The following is a 14,302-nucleotide window of genomic DNA, read 5'->3' as shown; positions in this document are numbered from 1 at the left end:
GAACAACGCCACTCCCACCCCTCCGACAACCGGAGGCCCACACGACCCCTCTGAGCGCCCGTCAGAGATTGAGAAGTGCCGCTTCCGTGACAGTGACGGACCTGCGTACCTATGCCCTCATGTCAGCGTGTACCGCCAGGACACCACCACCGCGTCAGCGCCAGGTACGCCCACCCGGCCCACCAGCAGCGGGAACACCACAGGACTGACGGGCTGTCACTGACACCCACCCCCCACTGACACGAAACCGGCGCTTCGCAGCCAGCAGCTCCGTTCCGTCCGCCTGGAGGACGTCGAAGGCCACGAAGTGGGCGGGCAGGCGGGCCGCGAGGGCAGGGGCCGTGCGGGCCCGGGCGGCGGCCCGCCGCTGCAACGCCTCGAAGGACAGCCCACCGGCCTCCGGGTCCCAGACGAGGAGTTCACCATCGAGGTCCAGGCCGCCGGGCAGTTGCTCCGCCGCCGCCACAAGGTCCGGGAAACGGTCCTGAACCAGGGACCCGCGGCGGGTCTGCAACAGCACCCGCCCACCCGGGGCGGCCGGGGTGAAGAGGATCGCGCGGTGGCCGTCGAATTTCTGCTCGTAAGCGACTGCGGCGTACGGGCGGGAGCTCCTCCGCGGCCTGCGCCAGCATCGGCTCCACCGGCGGATACAACGTCACCCCGGCACCTCCCTCGTCATCCCCCTGCCTCCAGGGTCCGCCGCCACGGCCGGAACCGGCGCGGTACGCGGCCGGGAGGGTCGTCCATCCGAGAGGCCGATGGTCGGGAGCGCGGGACGGCCGGCTGGCTGTGACGGTGACTTGTGACTCCACTGGTCAGGGCCGCCGGATCGGCGGACCGCATGAAGTGTCCTCCGATCCCAAACACACGTTCCATCCCCCATCCTGCCGGCCCACCCCCACTCCCGCGTCGGACGCACCCGTGACCCCACGTCAGCCTTCTCTCGCAAGCCGTGTTGTCAGTGCCGGCGGTTAGGTTCGGGGTGTTGTGAGGGACGTTTCGACGAGGGGTGGACGATGACCGCGAGCAGTGCGCAGCCCGGGCTCCGGGTGGTGCTGACGGACGTCAACGAGCGTGTGGTGGAGGCGTGGCGGGCGGCGTTCGAGGACACTGCGGGCATCGAGATCCACCGGGGATCCATCCTCGACGAGGACGTCGACGCCTGGGTCACCCCGACCAACTCCTGCGGACGGATGGACGGCGGGGTCGACGCCGTCATCAGGCGGCACCTCGGTCCCGGCATCCAACTGCGGGTGCGGCGCGCGATCCGCGAGCGGTTCGCCGGCGCCCTCCCAGTGGGCAGCGCCGTTTGCGTCCCGTCGGGAGCGGATGTTCCCCGGTACCTGATCTCGACGCCGACCATGGTGAGCTCCTCGCAGAACGTGAGCGACACGCTGAACGTGGCCCTGTCCTGCGCCGCCGCGTTCCAGGCCGTGCACCGACAGAACCGGAGGGTTCCGGGCAGCATCCGCTCGGTGGCGCTGGTGGGCATGGGCGCGCAGACCGGTCGGGTCCCGGCCCGGGTGTGCGCCAATCTGATGTGGACCGGCTACACGCTCTTCCACGACCACTGGTTCGAGGACGACGACGAGCTGCGCGCCACGATCCTCACGCAGCTCAGCGGCATCGAGAACGCGCCGGTCGAGGAGCGGGTGCGCATCGTGCCGCCGAAGGCCGCGACGCCCGCCGAGCCCGCCGACCACTCCGCCCAGATCGTCCCTTCCCCGACGACCACGGTCACGATGACGACCACGACGACGACCACGACGATCGGAAGCACTCCTCCCATGACCGACGCCACCGATCCCCTCGCCCTCACCGAGCTGTTCCACGGCGGCGGGGAGCCCTGGCTCCCCCTGCTGAAGCCGGTCATCGAGGCGCAGCCGAACGCCGGCGGGTTCATCGGGAAGGGGCGCGGCCCCGAGGTCGTACCGGTCCGTGAGCTGACCTTCCAGGCGCTCAAGCCCCATCCCCCGCACAAGTGGAAGGTCGTCGTCTTCGGCCAGAACCCGTACCCGCGCCAGGAGAGCGCGACGGGCATAGCCATGTTCGACAACACCTTCAACGACTGGAAGGACAGTCAGTTCGGCAGGGTCGTCAGCATCCGCTGCCTCATCAAGGCCGCGGCGATGTGGAAGTACGGCATCGCCAAGAAGACGCCCATCGCCGACGTCCGCGCGCTGTTGAAGGAGCGGGAGACCGTCCAACCGCCGGAGTGGTTCCAGGCGATGCTGACGCAGGGCGTGCTCCTGCTGAACGCCTCGCTCACCGCCAGCGGCGACGGGGCGATGGGCGCCGACCAGCACACGGCGTTCTGGCGGCCCGTGGCCGAGCGCATCGTCGAGGAGATCCTCAGGTCGAAGCAGGACGCCGACGAGGAGGACCGCGGGGTCGTGTTCGCCTGGTGGGGGGCGCACGCGCGCAGCCTGAAGAGGGTCGTCCTGCGGCTCCAGGAGAAGTACCCGGACGTCGAGGTCCGGCACATCGACCACGCGAACCCGGCGGCGCAGGGCGACATCTTCTGCGAGGGCGACCACTTCGCCCAGGTGAACGAGGCCCTCGCGTCCTTGGGCGCCGACGGCATCGACTGGCTGCCGAGCAAGGGCTGGAACGAGGGGGCGGTCGGCGCCGGCTCGGACGGCGGCGTCGCGGCGCGCATGGGCGCCTTCATCGAGTCGACCATGAACCTGCACCAGATGTACCTGGAGCGCCTCACCAGCGTCAAGGACGAGGGCCTGGTCCTCCCCGCGATCACCGGTGTGTTCGACACCCCGCTGATGGACTTCCGCAACGCCGTCGCGCCCGTCGCGGAGACGCTGGCCGGGCTCGCGGGGCACATCGACCGGTCCCTCGACTTCGGCAAGCGTCGGGCGGACGGGACGACCGGCGGGCCGTCCGCCGACGCGGTCTCGGCGCTGTACCTCTACACCTGCGAGTCCGCCTTCTACCGCGAGATCAACGCCGTCCTCCGCTCCCCGGACCGCACCAGGATCACGCCCTACCTGCCGTACCTGCGGCTGCTGTTCTCGGCGATCTCGGAACTGCCCGCCCACACCCAACCGCTTTGGCGCGGGGTGTCGTTGGACCTGCGGGCGCAGTACCCGGTGGGTCGGACGGTGACGTGGTGGGGCGTCTCCTCCTGCACCTCCGAGCGGAGCGTGGCCCGGTCCTTCCTCGGCAGCCGCGGCAAGCGGACGCTCTTCGAGGTGACGCCGGCCCAGGCGGTCGGGATCCGGAACTTCTCCGCCTTCACCGGAGAGGAGGAGTACGTCCTCGCGCCGGGCACGCAGCTCAAGGTGACGGACGTGCGGAACGAGCGCGGCGGACTGTGCACGGTCAGGCTGACCGAGGTGGAAGCCGCTCCCCTGGTCTCCTGAGGCCACCGCTCGGCGGTGGTCCACGTGCCGGCCGCCGCTGCACGGCCGAAGGCCCTGGCACCGCACCGGCCGACCCGCCCCGCACCCCGTGCCGGTGCCGGGGACATGAGAGAGCTGTGCCGGGCCGCGCACGGCGTCACCAGCCCTGGCATCGCGGCCCTGTGCCACCAGACCTACCGCTGACCTTGAGTCCCCGCCGCCGCGGCGGCAGGGCTCAACCTTCCTACGCGGCGCCGCTCGAACTGCGCTGCGCCTTCTCCAGGCGTTCCAGCACCTTGGCCGTGATCGCGATGGCCTCCTTCTCATCCCCTCGCGCCAACGCCTCCTTGGCCTTGTCGACGTGCTCAGCAACCGCCTTGTCGAGGCCCTCGCTGGAGGATCCGACCGCGGCCAAGTAGTCGTCGATCTTCTGAAGGTTGGCCACAGCAAGACTCATGACCATCTCCCAATTCAGATATGCACAGCGATAGACGTTCACTCTGTGCAGTTGCTGCACGTGCCTACCCCGCAGGCTTCAGGGATAGCCGGGATCCGGAACGCAGCACTCCCTACCGCTGACCTGCGGCGCGCCCCTCGCCAGGTAAATCGAGCACATGCTCACCGCCACGCCTCGCATCCTGGCCGCTGCCCGGCCGCAGAAGGGCACCGGCGGCCAGGAGGCGGAGATCGCGTCCATGGCCGACGACCCGGACGGCGCGTACGGGGCGTGGCTGGCCGGCCATCCTCGCTCGGCGAGCTCCTGCAGGCTGGAGTCGAACCGCTGCGACCCCGGACGGAGCACCCAGCGGTCGTGGACGTCCTCCGTGTCGGCCCACACATCGCGGTCGCCGTGCACGGTGACGGCGAACGGCCCCTCGCCCCATCCCTGTTCGTGGTGAACGTAGGCCCGGTTCGCTCCGGTCGCGTCGACCACCCACACGGTGCGACACCAGGCGCGGGGTCGTCGGCGCGGGCGGTCCGGAATCGCGGGTCCGGCACGGTCGCGCCGACGACCGACGCCGCCTCCCGCTCGTTCGGTCGCACCGCCCACGGGGCCAGGGTGGAGACGCGCTCGCGGGTGGGTGTCGTGGTCCACGGCCGGCGGGTCCGGGTGGTACCCGGCCGCCGCGACGCGCGGCGGCACGAACGATCCCGGTGCGGCGAACGGGGCCGACGCTCGGCTCAGCGCGGGGGGCCCGTTGTCCAGGCGTCGAGCAGAATCCCGGCGTGGTCGGCGAGCAGCGCGGCGGGCGTCAGGGGGTTCCCGGTCTCCAGGATGACGGCGACGACGGGGCCGGCGAGTTGGGCGGCGGCCAGTGGCGAAGGGGGCATGGCGGGGGCGTGCGGGCGTACGCGAGCGAGCACGGCCGAGGTGGCGGTGCCGACGAGGTCGGCGGCGCGGACGAGATCGCGTACCGCGGTGTCGTGCTGCGCTTCGCCCAGCAGTGCCCGGTAGGCGAGGCCGGCCGGCGAGGTGGTGAGGAAGGTGGTCAGCGCTTCGAGGAAGGCGAGGAGGTCGTCGGCGGGACGGGCCCGCGGCTCGACGTCCAACTCGTGGGCGGCGTCGGACGTGCTCGCCTCCAGCAGGATCTCCGCCTTGGTGGACCACCACCGGTAGACGGTCTGGCGCCCGACTCCGGCGCGTTCGGCGATGCCCTTCATGGTCATCGCCGCGTACCCCTGCTCGACGAGCATGTCGTCGACGGCGTGGAGAACGGCGATCCGCGCCGATTCGCTGCGGGGGCGTCCGGGTGTGGCCTGTCCGTGGGCTGTGCGTGGCATGTGATCAGCTTATCAAGACACGCTGCCTCGGAATGGTGCTAGCCTCATATCGAGGCACAGTGCCTCGAAACTGATGCGGGCGGCCGTACACATGTCCAGCCGTTCCCGCCGCTCTCGGACACCAGAGGGAAAGCCCATGAAAACAACCCATCGCTGCACGGTGCTGGCCCGGCGCCACCTCACCCCCCGCACGGTCAGACTCACCGTGGGCGGACCGAGTCTCACCGGGCTCACCCCCCACCCGGCCCAGGACATCGAGATGCTCCTCACCGACGCCCGCGGAAGCCGGGTCAAGCGGCGCTACACCATCCGGCACGCCCGCCCACAGGTCGGCGAGTGGGACATCGACGCGGTCCTGCACCCGGGCGGCGGGCCGGGCAGCACCTGGGCGGCGAGCGCGGAACCCGGTTCCCCCGTGGAGTTCGCCGGCCCCCGAGGGAAGCTCCGACTAGGCCCGGCCGACGGCCATCTGTTCGTCGGTGACGAAGCCTCCCTGCCGGCGATCGCGGCCCTGACCGAGGCGCTGACGGCCGGTCAGGAGGCCACCGCCGTCGTCGAGACCGAGTCTCCCGCCGACCGGGTACCGATCGCGGCGGGCCGGGTGCGCTGGCTCGAGCGCGGCGGCCGGCCTCCCGGCGACCCGCAGGCGCTTCTCGCCGTGGTCGCCGAGGAAATACTGGCGGGCCGCTTCGACCAGGTCTACGTCCTCGCCGAGGCCGGCGCGGCGCGGGCGGTCCGCGAACTCGTGCACAGCGCGGGCGTCCGGCCGGACCACGTCTTCGCCAAGGGCTACTGGACGGCCGACCGCCGCCCCGCCGTCACGTCGCGGAACCCGATGTGACGGCCGCAGCGCCCGATTCTCGGAGCGGACCGACGGCGCGACAGGTCACGGTGGCCTTCCGAGGACTCCTGGTCGTCCGGCTGCTCGGTGCCCTGGCCGGCGGCGTCATGCTGCCCTTCGTCATCCTGTGGGCCGATCGCGTCGGCGGGCTGAGCGGAGCGGCGGCCGGCACGCTGTTCCTCGTTCAGGCCGTCGGTGAGTTCACCGGCGGTCTGGTCGGGGGCGCCCTGGCCGACCGCATCGGCCACCGCCGCATGTTGCTGCTCTCCACGACCGGGATGGCTCTCGGCTACGGCAGCCTCTTCCTGGTGCACCACCCGGTACCCGCCCTCGGTCTGTTCCTCGCCGCGGGACTCTTCGAGTCGGCGTTCCACCCCACCATCGCAGCGCTCATAGGCGAGCTGCACGCCGACGAGGACCTCCCCCACGCCTACGGGCTGACCCGCGTGGTGGCGAGCGTAGGCGGCGTCATCGGCCCGATCCTGGGAGCCGCAGCCGTCGCCTTCTCGCTGTCGGGCGTGTTCGCCGTGGCAGGCGTCCTGCTCGTCGGCGCCGCCCTGACGGTGCTCGTCGCCGTTCCCCCCGACCGCGTCATCGGCCCGGAGACAGCCGAGACGGACACCAAGGAGGCGTACGGCGCGCTCGCCCGGATCCTGCGCGACCGCAGACTGGCGCTGCTCATCCTCGGCGGCAGCCTGCTCAGCATCACCTTCACCTGGTGGCAGGCCGACGGCCTGGTACTCCTGAACCAACTCCACCCCCTGGGCACCACCGCCTACGCGGCCCTGTTCGTCATCGACGCCCTCGCGATCATCCTGTTCCAGATCCCGGTCAGCCGCTGGACCCGCCGACGTGACACCAGGCGCATGCTCTTCCTGGGCGCCGCGCTCCAAGGCGTGGGCCTCGCGGGATTCGCCGCCGCCGGACTCGGCTACCCAGCCCTCGTCGCGGCCGTTCTCGTCGTCTCCTTCGGAATGATGATCTCCGGCCCCACCACCTCGGCATTCATCACCCGCTACGCCCCACCGGGACGCAGCGCCACCTACCAAGCCGCCCTGTCAACCACACAAGACATCGGCGCCGCGATCGGCCCCACCTCCGGCCTCGCCCTCGGCCGCATCGGCGCACCGGCCCTGGTATGGATCTCGGCACTCCCCCTGGGCCTCCTCGCGGGCCTCGCCACCGCGCGGGCCGCGGGCCCGCCGTCACGACCGGACCCCCATACCGCGACGGCCGGCAGCGCACATCCGTCGTGAAACACGCGCCTCGTCACGGCGGAAGGGGAACCAGCAGGTCAGTCCATTGGTCCGACGCGGACACGGCGCGTAAGGCCCAGCTTCACAGAAGTTGAGCCAGAACCCGAAAATCAGCAGCGCCCGCAGGGGAATCCACGCCGACCAGCGACAAGTCCGTTCTTCCCACCCGGGCACCCTCGACGATCAGACCTTCCAGCAGAGCGGTGAAGACACCGGCGTCCCGCCAGACGCGAAAACGTCCGTACACGGTGGCCCAGGGACCGAACTCGGCAGGCATCTCCCGCCACCGACCACTGGACCGGAACCGCCACATCACACCCTCGAACTGCTCCCGCAACCGCTCCGGATACGGCCCGAACCCACCGAACGGCAGGTACGGCTCGATGAACTTCCACTGAGCATCGGCGAGTTGCCTCCGCGTCACCATCACAGTCCTACCGGAATCCACCCCACGAAGAGGACAGAACCCAACAACTGATCACAACACCACACAGGCCCTAGCCGAAGTGATCAACGAACAGCAAAGGGCCACGACATGCCACGTGGGCGGGCCCGCCGGTCGCACGGCGTGACCGGCTCAGTGCACGTCACCGCTGGACGGAGCCGCACACATCACCCGAGGGCCGTCGCGGCACTCGTGCCCCGCATAGCCGCGCGCCGATCATGAACGGAGCGTACGAGCCGGCTCCGACGGCTCCGACGGCTCCGATGGTGCGGGTGGGACCGCTGCCGACCGGCGGACTGCGCATCGCGGATCGTGCCCCACGACGCCCTGCGGCGGACCTCGCGGCTCCGTGGAGGCTGCGTAGCGGAGTCGGGTGGGTGTGCCGCTACATCCCCCGGTGTCCCGCCTGGAAGGTGGGGACGAAGACATAGCGTTCACTCCCATCCCATTGCAACACGCAAGCGATCAAGCGTTGCGTTGACATGCAACACATTGCAACGAAAAGGCCTAGCTGAGCTGCGAGTTCACTTCTGGTGCGCAGTAAGATGATTGCTGGACCTGTAAATGCAACGTAGCGTTTGCGTCACCGGAAACAGCGAGTGCGGAAAGTGAGGAGAGCGCGATGCAGAAGCTCGACACCCCGCCCCCGGATTCTGCGCCGCTTCCGGCGGCATTTTTACGATTGCTGATACAAGGAGCCGACTCATGAGCGACCTGACCAACACCGTCACCCGGTACCTCGCCCTGTGGAACGAGGCCGACGCCGACCGTCGCGCCGCGGGCATCGCCGACCTGTTCACCCCTGGGGCCCCCTACATCGACCCGCTCGCCGCGGTCGAGGGCCACGCGGGCGTCGCGGCCGTCCTCGCGGGCGCCCGCGAGCAGTTCCAGGGCCTCTCCTTCGAGCTGCACGGGAACGTCGACACCCACCACAACATCGCCCGCTTCCAGTGGGCCCTGGTGACCGGCCCGGGCGCCGAGCCCATCGCCATCGGCTTCGACGTCCTCGTCACCGACGACTCCGGCAAAGTCACGGGCGTCTACGGCTTCCTGGACAAGATGCCCGCCGCCTGATCCGCACCACTCGACCCTCACCGCGGCGGCAAGAACACGTCCGTGACACCCGGGCCGGGACGCGCACCGCGTCCCGGCCCCGGCCTAGCACCCCATACCGTGCGCGCAACGGGCACCGCCGACGCCGGACAGGCCCGCCTCCCGGCCACGACCCGGCCGCATCCCAACTCTCCGTCGGCACCCGCGCCCGCGCCTGAGGCACCGCCTGCGTCCACGAACACGCCTGCGCCCGCTGCTCACTTCTGCGTCCCGGCCCGGCCCGGCGTGGCTGGCTCGTGGAGATCCGTGGCAATCTCTTGGACCGGGTCGTCGAGGCCGAGTGGGAAGGCCGGCTCGGCGAAATCGAGGGGCTTCGCGTCAGCCTCCCTGGCGCCGAATCCTTCATCGAAACCTGCGCCTGGGCTGCAGGTTCAGCAGCTGGAAGAGAGAGTTGCGGTAGACGTCCCTGCCCGCGTGGGTGCCAGCGGTGCAGGACAGCGTGGCCTCCGTGGGAGCGGACTCACGGACACAGCAACTCCGCGGTACCGCAACCGCCGAGTTCAAGCTCCGCAGAGGGAGCAGGCGCTTGTCCGCCGGCCGGCGCCGCAGCAGTACAGCACCGTCCTCGCGCCGGACACGGCGGTCGTGGGGCGGATGCCTTCCTTGGCAGCCTCGTCGAGGAAGGCGCGCGCCGCGGCGCCGGCCCGCCAACCAACCGGCGGCCCGGCGTGGCCACCAGTACCGGACGCGGAACCGGCCGGCCTATCCCTCATCGCCCCCCTGGTCGTTGGCTTCGTTGGCGCGGTCGATCTCGGCCATGTGCTCCTCCGCCCAGGTCCGAAGCCCCGCAAGCGCGGCTTCAAGGGACAGCCCGAGTCTGGTGAGTCGGTAGAAGACCCGAGGCGGCACGGTCGGTTCGACCCGGCGCGACACCAGCCCGTCGCGGGTCAGGCTTCGCAGCGTCACGGACAGCATCTTCTGCGAGACGCCGGGCATCCGGCGTCTCAGCTCAGCGAAGCGGACCTCGTCCGGTGCGGCATCAGCGAGCGTCTTGACGGCCATGGACGTCCACTTCGTACCGATGCGGTCCAGCAACTGCCGCGTCGGGCAATAGGGGTCGAACAGACCGCCGCGTACCCCACGATCTGCGGCTCGGGCTCCCGGGGTGGTCACCTGTGGCTCACCACCTTCCCTGAAAGTGCCGTCTAGGCAGCCATCAGACAGTTACCTATCGTTCGTTGGTAACCAATGGTAACCAGCTGGAGGAGCCGCCGTGCCCGCCACCACCGCACACCAACTGCGCCGCATCACGACGAACGGCGTCCAACTCAACGTCGCAATCGCCGGAGACGGACCTGCTGTTCTCCTGCTGCACGGCTTCCCGCACACCTGGCGACTCTGGAGCGGCATCATGGGGCGACTGGCCAGGCAGTACCGGGTCATCGCCCCGGACCTGCGAGGCCTTGGTGCCAGCGCACGTGCCGTCGAGGGTTACGACGCAGGCACCCTCGCCGCCGACGCCGAAGGGCTGCTCGACGCACTCGACGAGCCCTGCGCAGCAGTGGTCGCCATCGACGCGGGCACCGCCCCCGCCGTCCTGCTCGCGCTGCGCCGACCCTCCCTCGTCCGCCGCCTGGTCGTGATGGAAGCACTGCTCGGCCGCCTGCCCGGAGCAGAACGCATCGTCGCGGGCGGCGCCCCGTGGTGGTTCGGCTTCCACGCCGTCCCCGGCCTCGCCGAGACCGTCCTGACCGGCAACGAAGCCCCGTACATCGACTTCTTCCTCGACTCGGGGACGCTCGGGCGAGGAGTACCCGACGACATCCGCGCGGCCTTCGTCCACGCGTACACCGGAAGCGAGGCCCTTCGCTGCGCGTTCTCCCATTACCGGGCCCTGCCCACCAGCGCACAGCAGCTCCAGGACGCCGCCGCGACGGCTCGGCTGACCATGCCCACCATGACCGTCGGCTCTCACCCCGTCGGCACCGGGCTCGAACGCCAACTCCGCCCCATCACCGATGACCTGGTCGGACACCATCTCCAGGACTGCGGCCACATCATCCCCCTCGACCGCCCCGACGCATTGTTCGCGCTCCTTGCTCCCTTCCTCGCCGCCGATCCACCGAAGTGAGCCGACGCGGGGCCCAAGGACCGCCGGATCAGGCTGCGCACGGTGATGACCGTCGGCTCAGCGTTCCGGAAGCTCCCTCGCGCGCTCACGGACCCGCAGCACGTCAACCCGCCGTCGCCACAGGCCGGCCTCCTCCGGTCTGCCGGGCCTCTCCAGAACGCCGGCCGGCAGGCCGGCGGCCACCGAAGAGCCGGCTTCCACATCCGTTGTCCAATACCCCGAGGCTTCCTCCAGGCGCCCCTGCCTCATGAGGAGGTGGGCCAGATCGTTGCGGGCATGACGGCCGATGAGACCGGATTCGCGACAGGACCCGCGGTACCACTGTTCTGCCTCAGCGGTCCGGCCCTCCTCGTCAAGCAGATCGGCAAGAGACGTCCCCGCGTACGGACCGACCGTTTCCACCGCCTTCCGGAGGCAGAACTCGCGTTCATCGGGCTCCGCCCATGAACTCACGCTCCGGATCGCCGCGACCCAGCCGGCCTCTGCAGCGCGCCTGCACCAGACCGCGGCCGTGGCGTCGTGCGCCGTGCCGTGCCGGGTCGCATTCACCGCCCGGTCGCGGTGGACCCGCCAAAGGACATCCATCGCCTCGGCGTCACCGGACTGAACGGCGATCAACAGCCACTTCTCCGCTGCCCCGTCGCAACCGGATTCGTGGAGGTGTTTTCCGAGCTGCTTCACCGCGCCAGCAGCGCTCGCCCCGCAGCAACTGACCGAGCGGGTCGTGGGCCTCGACGTGGCGGCAGCGCTGCTGCCTGGCTTCGAGCGGGCCTCCCCCGCCGAGATGCCGGTGATCGATCCGCTCCACGACTGAATTCACGGCGGACGCGGCCGGGGCGGCGGGCGTGGCGTCAGGATTTGTACGGGTTGTCAGGTGATGATGGCGCCGTGCGACTTGATCACGTGTCCTATGCCGTGGCCCGCGACAGCTTCGTCTCGACCGTCCAGTGGATCGGATCGGCCCTAGGCGCCGGGTTCGTCGACGGAGGCGTGCACCCGCGATTCGGCACCCGCAATTTTATTCTCCCACTGAGCGGCGGCACCTACGTCGAGGTCGTCACCACACTCGACCACCCCGCCGCCGACCGCGCGCCCTTCGGCCAGGCGGTCGCGCGCCGCGCCGCCGAGGGCGGCGGCTGGCTTGGGTGGGTGGTCTCCGTCGACGACATCGCCCCAGTCGAGGCCCGTCTGGGACGCACCTCGGCCGAAGGCCACCGCGTCCGCCCCGACGGGTTCGACCTGAGGTGGAAGCAGATCGGCCTGCTGGAACTGCTGGAGGACCCGCAACTGCCTTACTTCCTACAGTGGTTGGTCCCCGTCGAGCAGCGACCGAGCGCCGACCCGAGCACCTCCACCACCATCAACGGGCTCTCCATCGCCGGCGACGCCGGCCCCATCGCCGAATTCCTCGGCGAACCGGCCGACCACCCCCTCGACCAGATCGACCTCACCTGGGTCGACGATGAGGAACCGGGCCTGGTGTCGGTGGAGTTCGCCACCGCCCACGGCCCGGTCACGATCTGACCAGAGCCAGACTGCCCCGCGGGAGCAACCGACTGGGATTTCCCGGCTGGCGCGTGTCCCCCTGACGGCAGGAAGTCGGCGCAGGTCAAACACGGCGGTGAGCGAGGAGGCCAGGCAGGGGACGATCAACGCCGTAGCGTCGGCGGCAGCAGCCGCCCGCCCGGCCCGGCCGAGATGAACAAGATCGCCCGGCGGCCGTCGAACTTCTGCTCAAAGGCCAGTCCGCCCGCCATGACGCCCGGGGCAGGGATCGCCTCGGCGGCCTGCGCCAACATCGGCTCAACAGGCGGTCTCAGTCACACTCAAGGTCTCCAACACGGGCGGTGTCTTGCGGGGCTGCCGCCTGACGTTCGGAGACGGGATCCTCAGGCCCGCGGGAGGGACTGCCCCCGCCCCACCGTGAAGGGGCTACGACGGCCCCGCCTCCGGGCGCGGCGGGCGAGGCCCCCACACGGATCCCGGCCCGAGACGGACGGGCGGTCACCTGTCGTCGTGCTCAACACCGGGTATGGCCCGCTGTCACGCCGGTTGGGCCGTTCAGGCATGCAGGCGGCCATCGGCGCCATCCTGGGCCTCCGCGGTCCCCACGCTGAACCAGTAGTCCCCGGCCGCCAGGTAGCGGAAGGAATGGGCGCTCGCGCTGGGCAGGGCGACCGTGACGGCCCGGTTGCCGTCCTTGCGGGGCGTCAGAGTGTGGACGCCCGGCCGCCAGTCGTTGAAGTCGCCGACCACGCCGACCGAACCGGGCGGGACATCGGCGGGAAGAACGAAGGTGACCTCGGTGCGGTCCTTGCGCCTGGTGCGCTCCACCATGACGGTCGACTCCTGACGGTCGGGCGACGGACGGGTTCGCGGTCATCTTCGGCACCGACACCGCGGCCCGCATCCCGACGCATCCCACTCCCGGGGACAACACCACCTCCCCACGATCAGTAGTCACCAAGGTGCGGGAAGTAACGCTCTGTGTCAGCTTGGGCGAGAGGAATCCCCCCCACGCATCAAGGAGCCGTCATGAGCGGTAAGCAGGACAAGCGTCAGCAGCCGGGCAAGGACCGCGAGCAACAACAGCGCCCCCAGCGACCCGGCCAGGCCCCGATCCACCCCGAGCCCCGCACCCCCTCGCGTGGCGGTGAGCGCCCCGAGAATGTGGAGCGCCGCCGCGAGGAGACCGCGCACGACGATCGCCACCTGCGCGACGACGCGTACTGAGCCCAGACGGTCCCCCCTGCACGCAGAGCCCGGCCGTGTCCGTAGCCCCCGGCCGGGCTCTGTCACGCCCACCGGAGAGACTCGACGCGCCGGTACCAGGACGGCACATCGCAGCCGTCACCGGCGCGGGCCCCGGGCACGACAACCCGAGACCACCGCCGCCCGACCCGCCCCTCGGGCGGCCGAGCGATCGGGCAGTCAGGGATTTGCAGCACCATGCCTCTGGTGCTGCAGGGCCTCCCACCCATACCGTTCGGAAATGTCCGATCAGAGCAGGCCAGTCATACCTGCAGCACTCAAGCGCGCGGTCCTTGAAGAAGCGGGCTACATGTGCGCCATCCCAACCTGCCGCTACACCACCACGGAGATCGCGCACATCGAACCGTGGGCGAAGGTCCAAGAGCACACCTTCGAGAACCTGATCGCCCTCTGCCTCAACTGTCACACTCGGTTCGACCAGAAGAAGGACATCCCCAAAGCATCCGTTCTGCGCTTCAAGGCCAACCTCTCCGTGATCAACGCCAGGTTCGGGCCGATGGAACGCCAGGTACTCGAAGCCGCCGCAGACCGGCCTGAACAGGAGTCCTTCCGATACCCCCGAGGGATGTGAGGTTCCCCCGAGATGCGGGAAGTGGTGACAGGCTGTCAGATGGGTCGTATGAGAGGAACCCAGACGATGTCTGCCCCGAGGAAGTACCCGCTGGA

The 14,302-nt window shown here is 70.2% G+C and carries 16 protein-coding genes and 1 pseudogene; 8 read left to right on the top strand and 9 right to left on the bottom strand.

The features are described 5' to 3' along the window. Positions 1 to 154: 154 nt before the first annotated feature. A complete protein-coding gene (locus ADK55_RS02465; RefSeq protein ID WP_234349863.1) occupies positions 155 to 553 on the bottom strand; it encodes a hypothetical protein in 399 nt (132 codons plus the stop codon). A 463-nt stretch (positions 554 to 1,016) separates the two neighbouring features. On the opposite strand from ADK55_RS02465, the gene ADK55_RS02455 reads away from it, so the two are divergent. Continuing rightward, positions 1,017 to 3,377, top strand: a complete 2,361-nt coding sequence (locus ADK55_RS02455; protein WP_234349862.1) for an ADP-ribosyltransferase domain-containing protein — start codon at positions 1,017 to 1,019, stop codon at positions 3,375 to 3,377. Positions 3,378 to 3,600: 223 nt separating this feature from the next. Here ADK55_RS02455 and ADK55_RS02450 read toward each other — a convergent pair whose 3' ends face one another. The 3 genes from ADK55_RS02450 to ADK55_RS02440 form a co-directional block, all read right to left on the bottom strand. Next, entirely contained in the window at positions 3,601 to 3,813 is a 213-nt protein-coding gene (locus ADK55_RS02450; protein WP_199826422.1) for a hypothetical protein, read from the bottom strand. 78 nt (positions 3,814 to 3,891) lie between these two features. After that, complete coding sequence (locus ADK55_RS02445) at positions 3,892 to 4,290, bottom strand: hypothetical protein (RefSeq protein ID WP_159041261.1); 399 nt, start codon at positions 4,288 to 4,290, stop codon at positions 3,892 to 3,894. Between the two features lie 248 nt (positions 4,291 to 4,538). Next, a complete protein-coding gene (locus tag ADK55_RS02440) occupies positions 4,539 to 5,138 on the bottom strand; it encodes a TetR/AcrR family transcriptional regulator (RefSeq protein WP_053675521.1) in 600 nt (199 codons plus the stop codon). 136 nt (positions 5,139 to 5,274) lie between these two features. Here ADK55_RS02440 and ADK55_RS02435 point away from each other — a divergent pair, with 136 nt between their 5' ends. Both ADK55_RS02435 and ADK55_RS02430 read left to right on the top strand, forming a co-directional pair. After that, the gene (locus tag ADK55_RS02435; RefSeq protein WP_159041260.1) at positions 5,275 to 5,979 is read left to right on the top strand and encodes a siderophore-interacting protein; all 705 of its coding nucleotides are present in this window, start codon (positions 5,275 to 5,277) and stop codon (positions 5,977 to 5,979) included. A gap of 50 nt (positions 5,980 to 6,029) precedes the next feature. Continuing rightward, complete coding sequence (locus tag ADK55_RS02430) at positions 6,030 to 7,235, top strand: MFS transporter (protein WP_053675517.1); 1,206 nt, start codon at positions 6,030 to 6,032, stop codon at positions 7,233 to 7,235. Positions 7,236 to 7,320: 85 nt separating this feature from the next. Here ADK55_RS02430 and ADK55_RS02425 read toward each other — a convergent pair. Beyond that, positions 7,321 to 7,659: pseudogene (locus tag ADK55_RS02425) on the bottom strand (transposase); the annotation flags it as partial. A gap of 726 nt (positions 7,660 to 8,385) precedes the next feature. On the opposite strand from ADK55_RS02425, the gene ADK55_RS02420 reads away from it, so the two are divergent. Next, on the top strand, positions 8,386 to 8,754 hold the full coding sequence (locus ADK55_RS02420) for a nuclear transport factor 2 family protein (protein ID WP_053675514.1): 369 nt from the start codon (positions 8,386 to 8,388) through the stop codon (positions 8,752 to 8,754). Positions 8,755 to 9,495: 741 nt separating this feature from the next. Here the strand turns inward: ADK55_RS02420 and ADK55_RS02415 are convergent. Further along, the gene (locus ADK55_RS02415) at positions 9,496 to 9,906 is read right to left on the bottom strand and encodes a winged helix-turn-helix transcriptional regulator (RefSeq protein ID WP_053675513.1); all 411 of its coding nucleotides are present in this window, start codon (positions 9,904 to 9,906) and stop codon (positions 9,496 to 9,498) included. Positions 9,907 to 10,006: 100 nt separating this feature from the next. Between ADK55_RS02415 and ADK55_RS02410 the strand changes: the two genes are divergently transcribed. Next, the gene (locus ADK55_RS02410; protein ID WP_053675511.1) at positions 10,007 to 10,864 is read left to right on the top strand and encodes an alpha/beta fold hydrolase; all 858 of its coding nucleotides are present in this window, start codon (positions 10,007 to 10,009) and stop codon (positions 10,862 to 10,864) included. A 57-nt stretch (positions 10,865 to 10,921) separates the two neighbouring features. Here the strand turns inward: ADK55_RS02410 and ADK55_RS02405 are convergent, their stop codons facing one another. Beyond that, positions 10,922 to 11,545: a hypothetical protein gene (locus tag ADK55_RS02405; protein WP_159041259.1), complete on the bottom strand. Its 624-nt coding sequence runs from the start codon at positions 11,543 to 11,545 to the stop codon at positions 10,922 to 10,924. A 207-nt stretch (positions 11,546 to 11,752) separates the two neighbouring features. Here ADK55_RS02405 and ADK55_RS02400 point away from each other — a divergent pair, with 207 nt between their 5' ends. Beyond that, positions 11,753 to 12,388, top strand: coding sequence for a VOC family protein (locus tag ADK55_RS02400; RefSeq protein ID WP_053675507.1), 636 nt, complete (start codon positions 11,753 to 11,755; stop codon positions 12,386 to 12,388). Positions 12,389 to 12,513: 125 nt separating this feature from the next. On the opposite strand, the gene ADK55_RS38295 is transcribed toward ADK55_RS02400, so the two are convergent. Then, positions 12,514 to 12,663, bottom strand: coding sequence for a hypothetical protein (locus ADK55_RS38295; protein ID WP_159041258.1), 150 nt, complete (start codon positions 12,661 to 12,663; stop codon positions 12,514 to 12,516). A gap of 262 nt (positions 12,664 to 12,925) precedes the next feature. After that, complete coding sequence (locus ADK55_RS02395; protein ID WP_053675505.1) at positions 12,926 to 13,201, bottom strand: hypothetical protein; 276 nt, start codon at positions 13,199 to 13,201, stop codon at positions 12,926 to 12,928. A gap of 198 nt (positions 13,202 to 13,399) precedes the next feature. Here ADK55_RS02395 and ADK55_RS35775 point away from each other — a divergent pair, with 198 nt between their 5' ends. Then, positions 13,400 to 13,597, top strand: coding sequence for a hypothetical protein (locus ADK55_RS35775; protein ID WP_078998376.1), 198 nt, complete (start codon positions 13,400 to 13,402; stop codon positions 13,595 to 13,597). Between the two features lie 259 nt (positions 13,598 to 13,856). Continuing rightward, positions 13,857 to 14,207: an HNH endonuclease gene (locus ADK55_RS38290; RefSeq protein ID WP_159041257.1), complete on the top strand. Its 351-nt coding sequence runs from the start codon at positions 13,857 to 13,859 to the stop codon at positions 14,205 to 14,207. Positions 14,208 to 14,302: the final 95 nt, after the last annotated feature.

Origin of the sequence: Streptomyces sp. WM4235, assembly GCF_001279725.1 — a bacterium.
Lineage (GTDB): Bacteria > Actinomycetota > Actinomycetes > Streptomycetales > Streptomycetaceae > Streptomyces.
This window is presented reverse-complemented; position numbering and strand designations above follow the sequence as displayed.

Coding starts and splice junctions, on each gene's coding strand:
- ADK55_RS02455 (WP_234349862.1), top strand. CDS start 1,017: ATGACCGCGAGCAGTGCGCAGCCCGGGCTCCGGGTGGTGCTGACGGAC.
- ADK55_RS02450 (WP_199826422.1), bottom strand. CDS start 3,813: ATGAGTCTTGCTGTGGCCAACCTTCAGAAGATCGACGACTACTTGGCC.
- ADK55_RS02440 (WP_053675521.1), bottom strand. CDS start 5,138: ATGCCACGCACAGCCCACGGACAGGCCACACCCGGACGCCCCCGCAGC.
- ADK55_RS02435 (WP_159041260.1), top strand. CDS start 5,275: ATGAAAACAACCCATCGCTGCACGGTGCTGGCCCGGCGCCACCTCACC.
- ADK55_RS02420 (WP_053675514.1), top strand. CDS start 8,386: ATGAGCGACCTGACCAACACCGTCACCCGGTACCTCGCCCTGTGGAAC.
- ADK55_RS38295 (WP_159041258.1), bottom strand. CDS start 12,663: ATGTTGGCGCAGGCCGCCGAGGCGATCCCTGCCCCGGGCGTCATGGCG.
- ADK55_RS02395 (WP_053675505.1), bottom strand. CDS start 13,201: ATGGTGGAGCGCACCAGGCGCAAGGACCGCACCGAGGTCACCTTCGTT.
- ADK55_RS35775 (WP_078998376.1), top strand. CDS start 13,400: ATGAGCGGTAAGCAGGACAAGCGTCAGCAGCCGGGCAAGGACCGCGAG.
- ADK55_RS38290 (WP_159041257.1), top strand. CDS start 13,857: ATGTCCGATCAGAGCAGGCCAGTCATACCTGCAGCACTCAAGCGCGCG.